The sequence below is a fragment of the Sphingobacterium multivorum genome, assembly GCF_900457465.1.
Taxonomy (GTDB): Bacteria; Bacteroidota; Bacteroidia; order Sphingobacteriales; family Sphingobacteriaceae; genus Sphingobacterium; species Sphingobacterium multivorum.
The window spans coordinates 508,938-525,139 of the sequence record NZ_UAUU01000008.1 but is presented as its reverse complement, the minus strand read 5'-3'; the positions used below and the strand labels follow the sequence as shown (position 1 = coordinate 525,139).

20 protein-coding genes and 2 pseudogenes are annotated in these 16,202 nt (G+C 39.6%); 5 read left to right on the top strand and 17 right to left on the bottom strand.

Going from position 1 to position 16,202, the window contains the following annotated elements:
- Positions 1-29 precede the first annotated feature (29 nt).
- The 5 genes from DTA23_RS10760 to DTA23_RS10740 form a co-directional block, all read right to left on the bottom strand.
- Positions 30-557 (bottom strand): adenine phosphoribosyltransferase, encoded by a 528-nt coding sequence (locus tag DTA23_RS10760; protein WP_046676245.1) that lies wholly within the window; start codon positions 555-557, stop codon positions 30-32.
- On the bottom strand, positions 544-1,140 hold the full coding sequence (locus DTA23_RS10755) for a ComEA family DNA-binding protein (protein WP_112374690.1): 597 nt from the start codon (positions 1,138-1,140) through the stop codon (positions 544-546). The genes DTA23_RS10760 and DTA23_RS10755 overlap by 14 nt, the downstream gene beginning before the upstream one ends.
- Complete coding sequence (locus tag DTA23_RS10750) at positions 1,115-1,507, bottom strand: hypothetical protein (RefSeq protein WP_112374689.1); 393 nt, start codon at positions 1,505-1,507, stop codon at positions 1,115-1,117. The genes DTA23_RS10755 and DTA23_RS10750 overlap by 26 nt, the downstream gene beginning before the upstream one ends.
- A gap of 106 nt (positions 1,508-1,613) precedes the next feature.
- Positions 1,614-2,918: an efflux RND transporter periplasmic adaptor subunit gene (locus DTA23_RS10745; protein ID WP_112374833.1), complete on the bottom strand. Its 1,305-nt coding sequence runs from the start codon at positions 2,916-2,918 to the stop codon at positions 1,614-1,616.
- A 22-nt stretch (positions 2,919-2,940) separates the two neighbouring features.
- A complete protein-coding gene (locus DTA23_RS10740; RefSeq protein ID WP_159332923.1) occupies positions 2,941-4,320 on the bottom strand; it encodes a TolC family protein in 1,380 nt (459 codons plus the stop codon).
- Positions 4,321-4,434: 114 nt separating this feature from the next.
- Between DTA23_RS10740 and DTA23_RS10735 the strand changes: the two genes are divergently transcribed.
- Positions 4,435-4,986 carry a polysaccharide deacetylase family protein gene (locus tag DTA23_RS10735; protein ID WP_370445084.1) on the top strand — a complete coding sequence of 184 codons (552 nt, stop codon included), beginning with the start codon at positions 4,435-4,437 and terminating at the stop codon, positions 4,984-4,986.
- Here the strand turns inward: DTA23_RS10735 and DTA23_RS10730 are convergent.
- The 7 genes from DTA23_RS10730 to DTA23_RS10710 all read right to left on the bottom strand — a co-directional run bounded on the left by DTA23_RS10730 (position 4,983) and on the right by DTA23_RS10710 (position 10,059).
- Positions 4,983-5,780 carry a DUF4249 family protein gene (locus DTA23_RS10730; RefSeq protein WP_112374687.1) on the bottom strand — a complete coding sequence of 266 codons (798 nt, stop codon included), beginning with the start codon at positions 5,778-5,780 and terminating at the stop codon, positions 4,983-4,985. The two genes, DTA23_RS10735 and DTA23_RS10730, sit on opposite strands and share 4 nt — an antisense overlap.
- Positions 5,781-5,786: 6 nt before the next feature.
- Complete coding sequence (locus DTA23_RS28990; RefSeq protein ID WP_256603403.1) at positions 5,787-6,008, bottom strand: hypothetical protein; 222 nt, start codon at positions 6,006-6,008, stop codon at positions 5,787-5,789.
- A gap of 148 nt (positions 6,009-6,156) precedes the next feature.
- Positions 6,157-6,843 carry a TonB-dependent receptor plug domain-containing protein gene (locus tag DTA23_RS28985; RefSeq protein ID WP_256603402.1) on the bottom strand — a complete coding sequence of 229 codons (687 nt, stop codon included), beginning with the start codon at positions 6,841-6,843 and terminating at the stop codon, positions 6,157-6,159.
- Positions 6,824-7,432, bottom strand: a complete 609-nt coding sequence (locus DTA23_RS28980) for a TonB-dependent receptor (RefSeq protein ID WP_256603400.1) — start codon at positions 7,430-7,432, stop codon at positions 6,824-6,826. The genes DTA23_RS28985 and DTA23_RS28980 overlap by 20 nt, the downstream gene beginning before the upstream one ends.
- A 13-nt stretch (positions 7,433-7,445) precedes the next feature.
- A complete protein-coding gene (locus DTA23_RS28975; RefSeq protein ID WP_256603399.1) occupies positions 7,446-7,775 on the bottom strand; it encodes a TonB-dependent receptor plug domain-containing protein in 330 nt (109 codons plus the stop codon).
- A 471-nt stretch (positions 7,776-8,246) separates the two neighbouring features.
- The gene (locus DTA23_RS10715) at positions 8,247-9,173 is read right to left on the bottom strand and encodes an alpha/beta hydrolase (RefSeq protein ID WP_312523349.1); all 927 of its coding nucleotides are present in this window, start codon (positions 9,171-9,173) and stop codon (positions 8,247-8,249) included.
- Positions 9,160-10,059, bottom strand: a complete 900-nt coding sequence (locus tag DTA23_RS10710; protein WP_112374685.1) for a hypothetical protein — start codon at positions 10,057-10,059, stop codon at positions 9,160-9,162. The genes DTA23_RS10715 and DTA23_RS10710 overlap by 14 nt, the downstream gene beginning before the upstream one ends.
- Positions 10,060-10,098: 39 nt before the next feature.
- On the opposite strand from DTA23_RS10710, the gene DTA23_RS10705 reads away from it, so the two are divergent.
- Together DTA23_RS10705 and DTA23_RS10700 are read left to right on the top strand one after the other, a co-directional pair.
- On the top strand, positions 10,099-10,992 hold the full coding sequence (locus DTA23_RS10705; protein WP_112374684.1) for a DUF4377 domain-containing protein: 894 nt from the start codon (positions 10,099-10,101) through the stop codon (positions 10,990-10,992).
- Positions 10,993-11,245: 253 nt separating this feature from the next.
- Positions 11,246-12,199, top strand: coding sequence for a glycoside hydrolase family 43 protein (locus tag DTA23_RS10700; protein WP_112374683.1), 954 nt, complete (start codon positions 11,246-11,248; stop codon positions 12,197-12,199).
- 82 nt (positions 12,200-12,281) lie between these two features.
- Here the strand turns inward: DTA23_RS10700 and DTA23_RS28970 are convergent, their stop codons facing one another.
- From DTA23_RS28970 to DTA23_RS28950, 5 genes and pseudogenes are all read right to left on the bottom strand, one after another.
- Entirely contained in the window at positions 12,282-13,712 is a 1,431-nt protein-coding gene (locus tag DTA23_RS28970; RefSeq protein WP_256603504.1) for an NADP-dependent isocitrate dehydrogenase, read from the bottom strand.
- The gene (locus DTA23_RS28965) at positions 13,684-13,788 is read right to left on the bottom strand and encodes an NADP-dependent isocitrate dehydrogenase (protein ID WP_256603396.1); all 105 of its coding nucleotides are present in this window, start codon (positions 13,786-13,788) and stop codon (positions 13,684-13,686) included. The genes DTA23_RS28970 and DTA23_RS28965 overlap by 29 nt, the downstream gene beginning before the upstream one ends.
- 46 nt (positions 13,789-13,834) lie before the next feature.
- Positions 13,835-13,927: pseudogene (locus tag DTA23_RS28960) on the bottom strand (hypothetical protein); the annotation flags it as partial.
- Positions 13,896-14,306: an NADP-dependent isocitrate dehydrogenase gene (locus DTA23_RS28955; RefSeq protein WP_256603394.1), complete on the bottom strand. Its 411-nt coding sequence runs from the start codon at positions 14,304-14,306 to the stop codon at positions 13,896-13,898. The pseudogene DTA23_RS28960 and the gene DTA23_RS28955, both read right to left, overlap by 32 nt.
- A gap of 4 nt (positions 14,307-14,310) precedes the next feature.
- Positions 14,311-14,505 carry an NADP-dependent isocitrate dehydrogenase gene (locus tag DTA23_RS28950; protein WP_256603393.1) on the bottom strand — a complete coding sequence of 65 codons (195 nt, stop codon included), beginning with the start codon at positions 14,503-14,505 and terminating at the stop codon, positions 14,311-14,313.
- A 273-nt stretch (positions 14,506-14,778) separates the two neighbouring features.
- Here DTA23_RS28950 and DTA23_RS30350 point away from each other — a divergent pair.
- Positions 14,779-15,500, top strand: a pseudogene (locus DTA23_RS30350) (aldo/keto reductase).
- Between the two features lie 293 nt (positions 15,501-15,793).
- Positions 15,794-16,168 carry a hypothetical protein gene (locus tag DTA23_RS27105; RefSeq protein ID WP_172462381.1) on the top strand — a complete coding sequence of 125 codons (375 nt, stop codon included), beginning with the start codon at positions 15,794-15,796 and terminating at the stop codon, positions 16,166-16,168.
- The last annotated feature ends 34 nt before the right edge of the window (positions 16,169-16,202 follow it).

Sequence of the window (16,202 nt, the reverse complement as noted above, 5' to 3'; positions counted from 1 at the left end):
TGAATTGCTCTAAATCGTATATTTCAAAATTAATAACTTACCAATGAAAAGATATTATCACTGAACCTAGATAACCGTCCTTTCGCTTTAAGGAAATCCAAAGAGATAATAAAACTGTAGGCGACAATCTCCCCACCAAGTCGTTCAATAAGTTTACTGGCGGCAACGACGGTACCCCCTGTCGCTAAAAGGTCGTCGTGAACCAATATACGGCTTCCTTTTTCAAAAGCATCTTCATGGATTTCAATGGTTGCCTGGCCGTATTCCAGTGCATAGGATTCAGATACGGTTTTAAAAGGCAATTTACCTTGTTTTCGGATTGGAATAAAAGGCAAGCCCAGCCTATTGGCAAGTAAAAATCCAAATAGAAAACCCCGACTCTCAATTCCAGCAATAGCATCTATCTCTATGCCTTGCAATTGATCAATAATCGCATCAACCATTTCGCTACACAATGCCGCATCTTTCAACAAAGGGGTAATATCTTTAAAGACAATACCAGGTTTAGGAAAATCCACAATATCCCGGATTTCCAGTTTCAATTTATCTTGAATCATTCTCAAATATTAAATAAGGCGCAATCTTCGCAATCGCAAGATCTGAAAGTGTTCCTATTTTTGTCAAGTCCTCAATATTGACATAACTTCCATGCTGATCCCTATAATTGACGATTAGTTTCGCATCTTTAGGGCTAAGATACGGATGTTTGGCCAATGAATTTGCATCAAGCTTATTAATATTGATTTTTTTGATTCCATCTAAATTGGCTACAACAATATAGTCTTTAATCTGGTCATAGGTCTCGGCTGTAACTCCATAAACCTCCTTTAATTGTTCTATGCGGTAGAACCCACCAAGAACCTCCTTATATTTCAAAATGCGTTTAGATAGAACCGAACCTATCCCTTTAAGACTGATTAATGCTGTCGTATCACAGGTATTAATATCGATAAGCTCGGCTTTATTTCTTTCAAACTTATCGTAAAGCAAAGGCGCTTTATTTTGTTGTTTTGTTCGCGCTGAATCAGGCATTGTTTTGATTTGAATGTAGGGCTCTAATCTGTTGTAAAGTCGGCCATTGATCGAGTAAATTTTCTTCAGATCGGTTTTTACTCTAAACCTTCCACCTTTTTTTTTCATAGTTTTTCAGGACCGCAATCTGTTTATCAGAAAGCCCCAACTTATGCCAATCAGCGTGTGGTAAATTGTTTGGATCAAAATAGAATAGTTTGGTCTCTTCCAAAACCGAATGTTCAGATATTGCCCCCGCGCTTTTGTCTTTAGTCGAATAGGTTGCCTCGACCTCCTGTTTGTTTACCGGACCAGAGACCTCAAGAGAGTCATGAAAGGATTGTTCAAATAATTTGGCCTGATTGGGAATTGGATCGCGCGTATTGCTTTTAATCAAAGCATAGATCGTCACAAACAGCACAATGATTACCAAAATAATGAAAAACCCATTTTGTTCTGTTTTATTAAATTTAAAATAAGCCAATAGCCTCTTCATAAGCCGCTAATAGTTGGAATATCTAAATTTAATAAATTATAAGGAAAATAAAAAGGGAATTATTAAAAACAATTCCCTTTTTATTAATTATTATCTACAAAGAGATTTATAATTTCGACTTATCCACTTTTTCAACTTGGCTACCATCCTTTAAAGTTTTTGAAATAGCATCAAATGGCCGTGAGACCACTTCATCTCCTTTTTTCAGCCCTGAGGTAACGATGATATTTTTATCATCCTGAATACCGGTCTTTACCAACACTTGCTTAACAGTTTTATCTTTTAGGACAAATACATACTCATCTACTTTCTTATTTGTATTGGTAGAATCTTTATCATCAGAACGCACAGTTACCGATTGAATCGGAACAACCAGTCCTTTATCATGTTTTGTAAATATCTGAACGGTTGCTGAAAGTCCCGGCTTAAATGGCGATGCCACATTCTCTTTCATCAAGTCCTGATACGATTCTGCACTGATTCGAACTTTTACATTAAAATTTGTAACCTGATCTGTCGATGATGTCGTCGTCGTTGTTGTTGCTATATTTTTAGACGAGCTAGCAATTTCCGTCACAACACCTTTAAACTTTCTATCCTTAAAAGCATCGACTTCGATCTCAGCTTGATTCCCTACCCTTACATTATTAATATCATTTTCATTTACATCGACGTTAACCTCCATCGAGCTCATATTAGCTATACGCATAATTTCTGTACCTGCCATCTGCGCCGTTCCAACAACACGCTCTCCCTTTTCGATAGACAAGAGCGAGATGATACCATCTGAGGGCGCATAGATTGTCGTCCGATTCAAATTATCCTGTGCTTCTTTTACTGACGCTTGTGATTGGTCAATGCCATATTTTGTCGAACGTACCGTTTCCCTTTGTGCTTGGATAGAAGCCTGTGCAGCAAAATATTCGGCAGAACTTTTATCCATTTCTGAAGCAGAAATAACACGTTTTTCGAAAAGCTCCTGATTCCGTTTATAGGTAGCGGCAACATTTTTGAAGTTTTCTTCTTGTTGTTTTAATTGCTGTTGTGCAGCTGCGAGATTGGCCCGCTGTGAATTCATTGCCGCAACCGAACGATCATAACCAGACTGCAAAATATCAGGTTTGATGCGACAGAGTACCTGTCCTTTTTTAACAAAATCACCTTCTTTAATGTTAAGCTCAACAACCTCTCCAGATACCTCCGAACTCAACTTAACCTCCACCTCAGGCTGAATCTTCCCACTCGCAGAAACTAATTCATCGACATCGGCCTCCTTTACGACATCCACAGCGACTTTAGTAATCTCTCCCTTTCCAAACCAGCCAGCTTTAAAACCTATGAAGCCAAGGACCACCAAGAGCACTACGATGATCAGTATAATTTTTCCAATGCTACGTTTTTTCTTTGCCATTTCTTTTGTTAGTTCAAATAGATTAATTGTTATCAAATTGAATTGGATTTCCAAGGTAATAATCGATGATCTTCGATCTGAATATTACGTTATATTTTGCTTGAATAAGGTCAAATTCGGCCTTATTTCGTTCTGTTTGAGCTGTAAACAATTCCAGTGAATTCGCCATACCAATATCATAACGCTCCTTTGTTGCCTTAAATGCTGTTTCAGCACTTTCAAATGCTACAGTAGCCGAGCTATAGCGTTGTTTGGCCGCATTCACATCCAATACAGCCTGATTAACGGCCTTGTTTAAGTTATTTTTTGCCAACTGCTCGGATGCTTCCGCCTGTTTCAACCCAATCTTTGCCTTGGCCACATTCACTTTATTCTGATTTCTCGAAAAAATTGGAATAGCAAGAGATAAACCTGTGAAAAATGACTTATTATCCGATACTTGCTGGCCAAAGGGCACTCTAAAAAGAGTTGCAGGATCTAAGGGATCGGTTTGTCTTGTCGTTGCAGAGGAGTAATTCGTTCCATAACTCACATTCAGATTGAGTGTAGGATAATAGCCTCCCTTCGCGATATCGATTTGTTTCAATGCCACCTCTTTATCCAACGCAGATTTGTGAATATCGGGCTGTAAGGTGAGCGCTTTTTGGTAAACATCCACGGCATTCTTATCCACTGCATGAACCAATATGGCTTCCAGACTCGGGCGTTCCAAAGAAATAACGGTTTCAGGAGGCATTTCCATCAACTGCTTCAAGGTCAACAAAGACATTTCGTATGAATTTTTTAGATTAACTTTGTTCAGTTCATTTGTGGCAACCTGATTTTTTGACTTAGCAAGATCGGCAATTGTTTTATTACCAACTGCAAATTGGATGGAGTCCAAAGAAAATTGTTGCTTTGATAAAGCAATCTGATCTTCACTGGCAACCATCATCTCATGATTGGTTATTGCTTCCAAATAATTCACCAACACATTGAGCACGAGATCATTCTTGATCTTATCTACCTGAGTCGCTGTAGACTCCAGTTGCAATTTATTCGCTTTGATCTGATTGACCTGCTGAAAACCCTGAAATAAGTTGACACTAGATCCCACGGAGCCACTGGTTCCTTTTGTCCAAGTGTTATTAACGATTCGTCCAGAAGTTAAATCGAAACCAAAACCATAACGGAAACTTTGATCCACAGTAGCACTCAGGTTTGGCAACAAATTACTTTTTGCCTGAAACAGGTCCTGCTCAGCAAGATCTTTGTTCAGGGCCGCTTGCTTTATCTGTACGTTCCGTTCCAATGTCATACGAATGGCCTCGGCCACCCCCACAACCTGTTGGGCTTGAACTAAAACATTAGTTCCAAGAAATAACCCAGTAAATACTACTGCAGAATAATAAAATCTTTTCATGTCCATATGTAGAACCATACATTTTTTTTTAGATTTGAACTTCATTTATCGGTTATGTATTTTGTCAAATCTCCATTTTTCCTTAGATGGCTATATCCCAAATCAATATGGAACATGCCACGTCATGAAAAAAAAGTCTATCTTACTTTTGACGATGGTCCAATTCCTGAAATTACACCTTTTATACTCGATATCCTAAAAAAATATCAGGTGAAGGCAACATTTTTTTGTGTTGGTGAAAATATTAAAAAAAATCCACATTTGTTTCAACGAATTTTAGCGGAAGGACATCAGGTGGGCAACCATACTTACAATCACCTCAAAGGCTGGGAGACAAATGATGAGCAGTATTTGGCAAATGTTGCAAAATGCCAGGAACTGACCCAAACCGATCTTTTTCGCCCGCCTTATGCCCGAGCAACAAAATCCCAACTCCGTCAACTCTATAAAAAATACCGTGTGATCATGTGGGATATTATGTCGGGTGATTTTGATCAGAATTTAAGTCCCCAGAAATGCCTCGAAAACGTTTTGCCCAACATTAAAAATGGCTCTGTTATTATTTTTCATGATAATATCAAAGCCATTCCCCGTGTCGAATATGTCCTCCCTAAAACAATAGAATTTCTATTAAAAAATAACTATCAGCTTTCGAGAATAGATTAAGGTTTACTTCTAGCAAACGTCACCTCAGATTCATAATATTTACCTACACTGACACTGAAATACCCCAATGCATTGTTGCTTAAATTTGAAATCGGATTAGATGGCGAAGCCGAACCAGGATTAATCATTTGAAAACTATTCCAGTAATTGTAGGCGCCTACATCGATACATTGACGTAGGATACGCACACGATCACCAACTTTCAAATCTCTATCGCGGTCGACAATATCATGCTGCACCTCTAAGCCATTGTTATACTTATCGTTAAAGACATCAATAAAACGTAGTTTACCTCCATTCACCGACATCTTATACTTATAATAATTCCCTTTTTCCGGGGGGTCAACAAATACGAGAGTTGGATAATAAATGGTATCAGTAAAAATAATGCGCTGTGAAAGCCCTATAGAATCCACATCCACATAGCTGGGAACCTTTGATACCCCTTGGATCTCCCTTCCATCAGCGGTCTTTACCTGCAACTGGTAAGTGACCTTCTCCTGTAACCGTAATGTCTTATTGGTATACAGCCCGTCAGCCCCCGCTTGAAACGTATAAGTGCGATTATTTTGCATATTCTTAACGATCACTTCTGCATCTGTTATCGGAGAAAACAGCGAGTCTTTAATACTTACAACCTGCTGTATACTAATCTCATGCTGTTGATCCGAAACCATCAAATCTGCGGTGATAACCAATTGACCTGTATTTTCGGGCAGTTCCAAATCTATTTTGTCTTCGCAGCTCCCTAAAGTAAATAATGCAACAGCTATAACTCCTAATATCTTCTTCATACTTTGCTAAAATTTAAAATTCCACGTAATCGATGGTATCGCTCCAAATAATGCTATCCGATAAATCTCGGTGACATTGGATTGTCCTTCTTTTTCTCTAAAGTCGATCAAATAGGCATTTTTTCGGTTATAGGCATTGTAGAGACCAAACGACAAGCTCGAGTAGCTATTCTTTGTTCGCTTAATATCATAAGTTGCTGCCAAATCCAGGCGGTGATAAGCTGGCATCCGCTGCCCATTTCTTTTATCGTAATAGAAGATCGTACGATCGTCAACAAAATATTTCCCCGCGGCATCGTTACGGCGTCACCTGTATAGTAGACAAAATTGGCGCTCAAATTCCACTTCGGATTTAACTGATACTGCGCCACAATGGCTATATTATGGTTTTATCCTGCCGCGCACTAAACCACGCACCATCATTGATCTGTTCAAATTGGCGCTCACTTTTGGATAAAGTATAACTCAGCCAGCCGCTAAATCGCCCCAGTCTCTTTTTCAGAAACCATTCAATGCCGTACGCTCTACCTTTTCCAAACAGCAATTCCCCTTCCAGCAATTCATTTGCCTGTAGATCGGCGCCATTCCTATAGTCAATCTGGTTCTTTAAATCTCGATAATAACCTTCAACAGAGAATTCATATCTGTTGGATGCAAAATTCCGAAAGTAACCCAGCGAATACTGATTGGATAACTGCGGCTTAATTGTATTATTGCTCAGTACATATTGATCGGTAGGAAGGCTGCTGGTCGTATTACTCAGTTGATGCAAATACTGAACATTGGTATTAAACGAAGCCTTTACCGTTGTCAAATCATTGATCGCGTAGTTTAAGGAAATGCGAGGCTCCAGATAGACGTACTTTTTACCCAACTTGCCATTTCCTACATAGGTAGAATCCACGGCCTCGCCAGCAGGATCGAAAGTATAAAATGTTCCCGGTCCCAATGCTGCGTAAGCGGATGCTCTCAGTCCAAAGTTTAATTTTAAACGGTCGGTAACTGACCAGTCATCGGTTAGATATGCAGCAACATCAACACCCTTACGATGTTGAATTTGCAATGAATTCACCTTCGAATCTTCCCCCGCTTCGATACTTGCCGGTCGGATTTCCTGCAGGGCTGCCTGGCAATCCAAATTTTAGATTGTGACGGTCCGAAAGATTGTACTGAAAATCTTGCTTAAAATTGTAATTAAAGATATCTGAGCGGATCTTAAAGTTATTATCATCCTCAATCTTAACCTGATAATTGAATTTACTAAAAATTAACGTTGTATTGCTAAACAACCTATTGCTCCAGACATGGTTCCAACGCATGGTTCCAGTCGCATTTCCCCAATTGAAATCAAACAAATCATGATAAGCCATTGCATCCTTACCGAAATATCCAGACAAGTAAAGTGTATTCTTATCATTGATGCGATAATTTAATTTTGCATTGAGGTCATAAAAAAAGAGCGCGCTCTTCTTAATATTCTCATCACTTGAAAGTTTTAAGAAAAGATCCGCATAAGTACGTCTGCCGGAGATCATAAATGAGCTCTTGCCTTTTTGAATAGGTCCTTCCAATTTAAGACGCGAGGCGATAAGTCCCAAGCCACCTTCTACGTTGAAGTGCTGATTGTTTCCATCCAAGGTGGTTATTTCCATAACCGACGAAATTTTACCCCCCATATTGAGCCGGAACCCCACCCTTGTAGAAATTAACGTCTTTGATCGCATCGGAATTAAAGGTCGAGAAAAAACCGAACAGATGGGAACTGTTATAGACAGGAGCCTCATCCAGCAAAATCAGATTTTGGTCGCCACCACCACCACGCACATAAAAATTGCTGCTTCCTTCGCCACCACTAGTTACTCCTGGAAATAGCTGTATGGTCTTGAGAATATCCTTTTCTCCAAATAGTACAGGGACTTTTTCGATTTCTTTAGGGCTAAACTGCGTAAGCCCAGGAGTTAGATCCTTTATTGATTTGCGCCTATTTCCGGTCACGGGTAACCTCGGCGAGCTGATTTTCCTCAGGTACCAACTGAATAATATAAGTGGAGTCCTTATCCAGATAAACAGAAAATCCTTTTGTTCGATAGCCTACCGACGATACTTCTATCCTTTGCTGCCATCACGGACAGACAAGCTAAAAAACCATATTTATTTGACGCAGTGGATTTTTTCTCCGCATCGTTTCTTATCACGGCACCAATAATATTCTCACCGCTGATACTGTCCCTAACAAACCCCGAAATAGATTTAGACTGTTGACTATACGCTTGCTGCGCGCAGAACAAAATGGAAGAAAGACAAAAAACAACCTTTATAGGTTTAAACATAATCAAGTGAAGTCAAAATTTTGCTGAAAATAATAAAAAAGCCTTACAATTTGTAAGGCTTAATAATAAGTTTATAATTTGTTAGTTAAGGTCTCTGTTTAACAAAAATAGCATTTTATTCATTTATGCCAAATATTTATCCATTTTTCTTTTCACTTTTCTTCGCTTGATCAAAATATCCCTTAAAAAAAGCCATTTGATAAACAATTGACCGAGACCAGTACTCCCAATTGTGTCCACCTTCACTTGTAACAAAGGTATGATTTATATTATGGTACATCAATTTATCATGCAGCGCAACATTCACCGTGTAGAAAAAATCTTCCTTACCGCAATCGATGATTAAGCGAAGTTTATTATTGATTAATTTGGGAACCATATTCATAACAACACGATTATCCCATTCTTGCGGTACATCAGCATAATTCCCTATGCGATCTTTAATTTCCCAATTTAGGGGGAAAGGTCTAAAATCTACCCCACCGGCCGTACTTCCTGCAGCGCCATAGCTATCCTGATGTTTTATGGCCAGCGAGAGCGCGCCATGCCCACCCATACTTAAACCCGTAATAGCCCTTCCGCTCCGATCTTTGATCGTTGAATAATGCTGATCTACATAATCGATCAGCTCTTTGGACACAAAGGTTTCATATTGGTAGTTTTTATCGTTCGCGATGTCCCAATACCAGCTTCCAAAACCGCCATCGGGACAAACCACCATATAACCATACTGATCTGCCAATGCGCTTACACTTGAATTTTTAACCCAATTGCTATAATTACCGGAATAACCATGCAATAGGTAAAGGACGGGATAATTGATTTTGCTCGAGTAATTTTGCGGAAGAATTACGACTGTCTTAATTGCTTTACCCATAGACGGGCTCTGAATGGACAGGGTATCCACTTTGGCAGCATAGGAGTTCGTGAGTGTGCATAAAAATAAAGTGAATGCAATTAACAGCTGTCTAATACCGGCCAGACAAAATAGGCCGCTTTTGATAGGATCGGTTTGATGAAAATTATGCATCGAATAACTGAAAATAGGTCTAGTGTTTATCATAAATGTATTGATTTCTTTCAAAGAAATAAAGATAGGATTTTAAACCAAATGGACGTTCGCTAATTGTATAAAATCCAGTTCCATTGCTATCGAAAGCTATTGCTTCCCCCTGTGGCTCTACCTGATAAGGCAGAATAGCTGGCTTTCGTTGCAATACCTGCTTCCAGGATTCACTTCGGTTTCTCTGCCAATAGAAAATATGGGTAATATTCTTTACAAGCAGTTGTGTACCTGTCTGATCTATAGCAGAAGCCGTAGCAAAAGTAAATGGCAGCTCTGCTATCCTATTTAAGGTAAAATATTGCTGTTTAACATTTGTAAATACTTCGGCGCTATAAACAGTCGATCGAAACTCACGTTTAGATATAACATACAACATGTTGTCAATTGGATCAATCATAATCGATTCGGCATCTAACCGTTGCTGGCCAGGAAATTTAAGAAAGATAGCCCGAATGGACTTCTTCGGAATAAGCCTAGGATCATCGGCCTGAGGCTCAGGAAATACATACAGGCATGTCCAGGTTCTTTTCCCGGCGTTGTTTCCGATGTCCGCGAGGACGAGAAAATAGGTATCTCCAATTTTCACCCGATCGATATCCTCACAGTCGACGACAGAGACTCCTTCAAGTGAAAATTTTTTCAGTAGTTTGGCCTGACGATCAATTAAATAAATAGTTGCACCGTCACCACTATCATTGTGTACCCAAAAATTACCCTCCTGATATGCCGGTGTAATACCCGACACTTCCTTCAATTGTGGATCAGTCAGTTCCCCAAGAGCAATTTGCGTTTTAAAATAATCCTTCCTATTTTGGCTGTACACCTGCAAACTTAACAGAGAAAATGTAAACAGCAGGCACAGATTCAATCGTGCAATATTCATGTTTAAAGATACGTTTTTATTGATATTTACATTCCAATTATGAAGAAGCTTTCCACATACAGTTCATTACTCCTTCTTTTAACACTCTTATTTCCTTGTCACAGCCTACTCGCGCAGAATTCTTCATTTCGTGTAAAAGTAAAATCAGGTCTTCGACAAACACCCCCCTATCTTGTCAAGTACTACAACAGCAAAGATTGGGAGAAATTCAATACCGAGATACGCCAATTTGATTATGATCCCAAATTTGAATATGACATCAAGATCCTCAAACGTCAAAACGGTTCACGTCCAACATACAGCTTAGCCAAAACGATCACAAAATCATTATCGGAAGAGACGGCCGTAGACACATGGGAAGTTGGAGAAAACTACGTAAATGCTCAGAACCTTGGTAAATTGAAGTGTCTGCAGATAAAATCTGATAAAAAAAATAAATGGGAATACCTCGCTGCAACCATTCAAGGTTTCGATTACCAAGAGGGCTACCGTTACCGCATTCGGGTAAAACAAACGAAACAAAAAGATACAGACACCATCAGATACAGCTTAATTGAAGTTGTCTCAAAAGAACGTACAGATGAACTGCCCAGTGTGGCCGCATTTCTGGCTCGTTTTAAATGGAATTTACTTCAGTTAAATGGAAAGGATGTCACCGACAGCAAAGCAAGCATCGGGTTCGATGCCCGAAATGGCACGATTACTGGAACAACGGGATGCAACAATTTTTGGGGAAATTTCACTATTAAAGGGGACAAAATCAGCTTTATACACCTAGCAAGCACCATGCGTGCCTGCAATGGCCAAAATATCGAAAATGACTTTTTCCAAATTTTTGAACAAAAACAAATTCAATTTGACATAGCCGAACAAACCTTAAATTTATACAACGACAGAAAACTAGTCATGATTTTTGGGTTGGAGCGGGAATAAAAAACACCCAAAGTCTGGGAGACTTTGGGTATCTTAGCCATATTATTAACCTATTTTATGAAAAGTATTTATGCCATTTGGAAATGACATGAACAAATATGTGAAATAAATCGGAAACAATCGAAAGCACAATAATATTTTAACAAAATTTTAACATTTCAAAAAATAATGAGATAAATGAGCATAAAAATGATTCATTTTGACTCATCCCGATCCATATTTATCCTGTATCTTACGGGTTTAAACCGATACAATGATTAAAACATTTTTAACATCAACAGCCTTACTTTTAACCGCGACACTTTTTGCCCAGAAGAACCCTGTCATCAAGGGAAACTATGCCGATCCTGAAGGTATTATCTATGGCAATAAATACTGGATATTCCCGACCTATTCGGCACCTTATGAAGAGCAGATATTCTTCGACGCGTTTTCATCTTCCGACTTGGCCAACTGGACAAAACACAGCCGAATCTTGGAAAACAGCAATGTCAAATGGGCGAAAAAAGCTATGTGGGCACCAGCGGTATTGGAAAACAAAGGCAAATATTACCTATTTTTCGGAGCCAATGATGTACATCAAGGCGAGATCGGAGGCATCGGGGTCGCTGTGGCCGACAAGCCAGAAGGTCCCTATACCGACCTATTGGGCAAACCCTTAATCAACGATATTATCAATGGCGCTCAACCGATAGATCAGTTTGTTTTTAAAGATAAAGACGGAACTTTCTATATGTATTACGGCGGTTGGAAGCATTGCAATATGGTGAAGCTCAAGCCAGATTTCACCGGCTTGCTCCCTTTTGATGATGGTAGCTTTTACAAAGAAATCACCCCTAAAGATTACGTTGAAGGACCATTTATGTTTATAAAAGATGGAAAATATTATTTCATGTGGTCGGAAGGCGGTTGGACAGGCCCCGACTACAAAGTCGCTTATGCCATCGCCGATTCGCCATTTGGGCCTTTTGAGCGCATCGGGACAATATTAGAACGAGATCCCGAAGTCGCTGTTGGCGCCGGACATCATTCAGTCATCAAAGTACCCAACAAAGACAAGTATTTTATCGTCTACCACCGTAGACCGCTTGGCAAAGATGGGGCCAATGAGCGCGTCACCTGTATCGAGGAAATGAAATTTGACAAAAATGGACATATCATACCTGTTAAGATGACCTTTACAGGTGTCAAGTATCCATTAAAATAGCAAAAATACTCGTTTTTGCAAACAACAAAAGAAGCCCAGATCAATCGAACTGGGCTTCTTTTTTTATGAAAACAATTACCGCTTAAATGCTAGAAATTGCATTATTTAATGTTTCAGAAGGACGCATTGCCTTAGCAGCCAATTCATCATTCGGGAAATAGTAACCGCCGATGTTTTGTGCATGCCCCTGTGCAGCGATCAGTTCTTCATTGATTTTCGCTTCATTATCTGTCAACACCGTTGCAACAGTTGCAAATTTCTCTGCCAATTCAGCATCTTTTGTCTGTGCCGCCAAAGCCTGAGTCCAGTATAGTGTCAAATAGAAATGTGATCCGCGATTATCAATCTGACCAACTCGACGTGCCGGAGATTTATCGTTCGCTAAGAATTTTTCTGTTGCTTCATCCAAGGTCTCCGCCAATACAAGCGCTTTTGGATTATTCTGTGTTTGAGACAAGTGTTCCAAAGAAGCACCAAGCGCCAAAAATTCACCCAATGAATCCCAACGCAAGTAACCCTCTTGAAGGAATTGTTCTACGTGTTTCGGAGCCGAACCACCAGCACCTGTTTCAAATAAACCACCACCATTCATCAATGGAACAATAGACAACATTTTAGCTGATGTACCCACTTCTAAGATCGGGAATAAATCCGTCAAATAATCACGCAACACGTTACCAGTTACTGAAATGGTATCCTCGCCCTTACGAATACGTTCCAAAGAGAATTTCGTCGCATCAATCGGAGATAAAATACGAATATCCAAACCAGTTGTATCAAAGTTTGGCAGGTATTTTTCTACTTTTTTGATGATTTCTCTATCATGTGCACGGTTTTCATCTAACCAGAATATAGCTGGAGTTTCAGATAAACGAGCACGATTCACAGCCAATTTCACCCAGTCTTGAATTGGTGCATCTTTCGTTTGACACATACGGAAGATATCACCTGTCTCCACTTTTTGCTCCATGAAAACATTTCCTGCAGCATCAACCACGCGAATAACGCCGTTTCCTGCAGCTTGAAAAGTTTTATCATGAGATCCGTATTCCTCAGCTTTTTGCGCCATCAAACCTACGTTTGGCACAGAACCCATTGTTTTAGGATCTAAGGCACCATGCTCCTTACAGTCTTCAATTGTAGCTTCGTAGACGCCAGCGTAACAACGATCAGGAACCATCGCAATAGTATCTTCTTCTTGACCGTCTTTATTCCACATTTTACCACCAATACGGATCATTGCTGGCATAGAAGCGTCAATAATAACATCAGAAGGCACGTGGAAATTTGTAATGCCTTTATCCGAATTTACCATCGCTAAAGCAGGGCCGTTTGCGATAGCAGCGTCGATAGCAGCTTTCACTTCAGCCTCTTTTGCATGGCCCGCGATTTTAGCATAAACCTCACCTAAGCCGTTATTTTTATTGATACCCAGCTCTTTGAATAAATCGCCATATTGCGCAAAAACATCTGCAAAATAAGTTTCAACAACAGCACCAAAAGATAATCGGATCAGAAACTTTCATCATTGTTGCCTTTAAATGTGCAGACAACAAATACCCCTGCCGCTTTCGCTTCAGCGATAGCATCTGCTACAAAAGCTTTCAATGCTGTTAAACTCAACGTTGAAGAATCAATAACTTCACCCGCTTTCAATGGCGAAAGTCCTTTTAATTCTGTTACTGCACCTTGCTCATCAACAAAACTCAATTTTAAATTGGCCTTCATTTTCTACGGTTACAGACTGCTCTGAGCCATAGAAATCACCTGAAGTCATTGATGCAACCTTTGTTTTAGAATCTTTCGCCCAAGCACCCATTTTATGTGGGTTTGCTTTTTGCATAGTTCTTAACCGCTTTAGGCGCACGGCGATCTGAGTTCCTTCACGCAATACAGGATTTACCGCAGAACCCAATACTTTGGCATATTTCGCTTTAGCTGACTTTTCCTCTTCTGTTGTCGCTTCATCAGGATAGTTTGGAACAGCGTAGCCTGCTTGCTGTAATTCAGCGATAGCACCTTTTAACTGCGGAATCGAGGCGGAGATATTCGGTAATTTAATGATGTTTGCTTCAGGAGTTGTTGCCAACTGACCCAACTCAGCCAATGCATCAGCAATTTTTTGATCTTCTTTTAAAAAATTCTGGAAAGCTAGCAAGAATACGGCCTGCTAAAGAGATATCTCTCAATTCAACATCGATATCAGCTGTAGCTGTAATCGCTTGAACGATAGGCAAAAACGAATAAGTCGCTAATAAAGGAGCTTCATCTGTTTTTGTCCAAACAATTTTTGATTTGTTTGACATAGTAATCTATTAGAAATATGTTTAATTTTTAATGCTATGTGAAATCATTGAAAAATCTGAATTTCTCAAAAATTCGCCTAAAGATAAGAATAAATGCCATAATTAACGAGGAATTGCACCCCTTTTGACAATAAAATTGTGAAAATAAATATATTTTGGCAATACAGAATAAGTCGCCCCTCCTCTACCCAAAAGTATTTCCTCTTGACATTTCAGTGACCAGATACTACAGGCGAAATCCTATTTTAGCTCAACATAAAAACACGACTTACAATGAAAACATTCAAATTGAACAATGGAATTGAAATTCCGGCAATTGGATTTGGAACCTGGCAAATTCCTGAGGGCGACGAAGCTTATCAGGCAGTTAAAGAAGCACTTGCCGCTGGGTATACACATATTGATACTGCGGCCATATATGGCAACGAAAAGAGTGTTGGAAAAGCGATAAAAGACAGTGGTATCGATCGTAATTCGCTGTTTATTACAACAAAACTCTGGAATACCGAGCGTGGATACGATAAGACTATTGCTGCATTCGAAAAATCGCTCAGCGCTCTACAATTGGATTACCTTGATCTTTACCTGATTCATTGGCCTGCCAACGAAACGCAATTTGCAAACTGGTCTGACATCAACGCCGATACCTGGCGGCTTTTGAGCAGCTGTACAAAGAGGGGAAAGTTAGAGCGATCGGCCTGAGTAATTTCCCCAAAGACTACCTCGCCAAATTATTGGAGTCAGCGACAATCATCCCTGCAGTGAACCAAATTGAATTTCATCCGGGTTACCTTCAGCAAGATACTGTGGCACTCTGCCAATCCAATGACATCCTTGTTCAGGCTTGGTCACCCCTGGGTTCGGGCAGAATATTACAGGATGAAACACTCGTTGCTTTGGCTAAGGAAAAGAATACTAGTGTTGGACAACTCTGTATCAAATTTGCTTTATCTCAGGGTATCTTGCCGCTGCCAAAATCAAACCAATCCCGATAATATTAAAAGAAATTTAGTGATCGACGATTTTGAGCTGACAGCAAAGCGATATCAAAACTATCCTCGATTTACCTGAAATGGGGTTTTCCGGATCGGACCCTAAAAAAGTCGCTTTTTAAAGGTGATAATATAGGATTGATGGAGTCGCTCTTGGGCTGCTCCTCCAATCTTATATTGTTGAGCTTCCAATACCAAAGAACTGATTGTCCCTTTTTCCTAAACAGGATATAACAATTTTTTGCTATTATAGCGGTAAAGTTGCCTACACTATTCCTTACTTTTTTATTATAAAAATGAATGAAATAGAACTTATAGATCAATCGGAACTTCCTGCGAAGGGAGAAGACTACTACTATCACCCCTTATGGACGACTTGTATACTGCTGTATAGAGGCTCTATCCAGGTCAATAGCAATGGTACGCTTACCGATCTCCAAGCTGGCAGTATCCTCTTTATCGGATACAATAAGTACTACAGCTTTACAACAATTAGTACCGATGCTATATTTAAAATCCTTCATTATGACCGGAATTTTTCCAACCGAATACGCTTGTCGATCAGTCGATATGATGCGTATCGGTTAATCAATGCCAATCGTTCCACACCTTTTACTCCCGCCCCCAACGATTTTGAAGCTATCTGGACATTGTTATGCCACTTTGCATAGCAATCGTAAAAAACCGATCGACCCGAAGAAGGAT

Coding starts and splice junctions, on each gene's coding strand:
- DTA23_RS10730 (WP_112374687.1), bottom strand. CDS start 5,780: ATGAAGAAGATATTAGGAGTTATAGCTGTTGCATTATTTACTTTAGGG.
- DTA23_RS10755 (WP_112374690.1), bottom strand. CDS start 1,140: ATGAAAAAAAAAGGTGGAAGGTTTAGAGTAAAAACCGATCTGAAGAAA.
- DTA23_RS10750 (WP_112374689.1), bottom strand. CDS start 1,507: ATGAAGAGGCTATTGGCTTATTTTAAATTTAATAAAACAGAACAAAAT.
- DTA23_RS27105 (WP_172462381.1), top strand. CDS start 15,794: ATGAATGAAATAGAACTTATAGATCAATCGGAACTTCCTGCGAAGGGA.
- DTA23_RS28990 (WP_256603403.1), bottom strand. CDS start 6,008: ATGCCAGCTTATCACCGCCTGGATTTGGCAGCAACTTATGATATTAAG.
- DTA23_RS10700 (WP_112374683.1), top strand. CDS start 11,246: ATGATTAAAACATTTTTAACATCAACAGCCTTACTTTTAACCGCGACA.
- DTA23_RS10705 (WP_112374684.1), top strand. CDS start 10,099: ATGAAGAAGCTTTCCACATACAGTTCATTACTCCTTCTTTTAACACTC.
- DTA23_RS28950 (WP_256603393.1), bottom strand. CDS start 14,505: ATGTCAAACAAATCAAAAATTGTTTGGACAAAAACAGATGAAGCTCCT.
- DTA23_RS10735 (WP_370445084.1), top strand. CDS start 4,435: ATGCCACGTCATGAAAAAAAAGTCTATCTTACTTTTGACGATGGTCCA.
- DTA23_RS28965 (WP_256603396.1), bottom strand. CDS start 13,788: ATGCTATCGCTGAAGCGAAAGCGGCAGGGGTATTTGTTGTCTGCACAT.
- DTA23_RS10760 (WP_046676245.1), bottom strand. CDS start 557: ATGATTCAAGATAAATTGAAACTGGAAATCCGGGATATTGTGGATTTT.
- DTA23_RS10710 (WP_112374685.1), bottom strand. CDS start 10,059: ATGAATATTGCACGATTGAATCTGTGCCTGCTGTTTACATTTTCTCTG.
- DTA23_RS28980 (WP_256603400.1), bottom strand. CDS start 7,432: ATGGAAATAACCACCTTGGATGGAAACAATCAGCACTTCAACGTAGAA.
- DTA23_RS10740 (WP_159332923.1), bottom strand. CDS start 4,320: ATGAAAAGATTTTATTATTCTGCAGTAGTATTTACTGGGTTATTTCTT.
- DTA23_RS10715 (WP_312523349.1), bottom strand. CDS start 9,173: ATGATAAACACTAGACCTATTTTCAGTTATTCGATGCATAATTTTCAT.
- DTA23_RS10745 (WP_112374833.1), bottom strand. CDS start 2,918: ATGGCAAAGAAAAAACGTAGCATTGGAAAAATTATACTGATCATCGTA.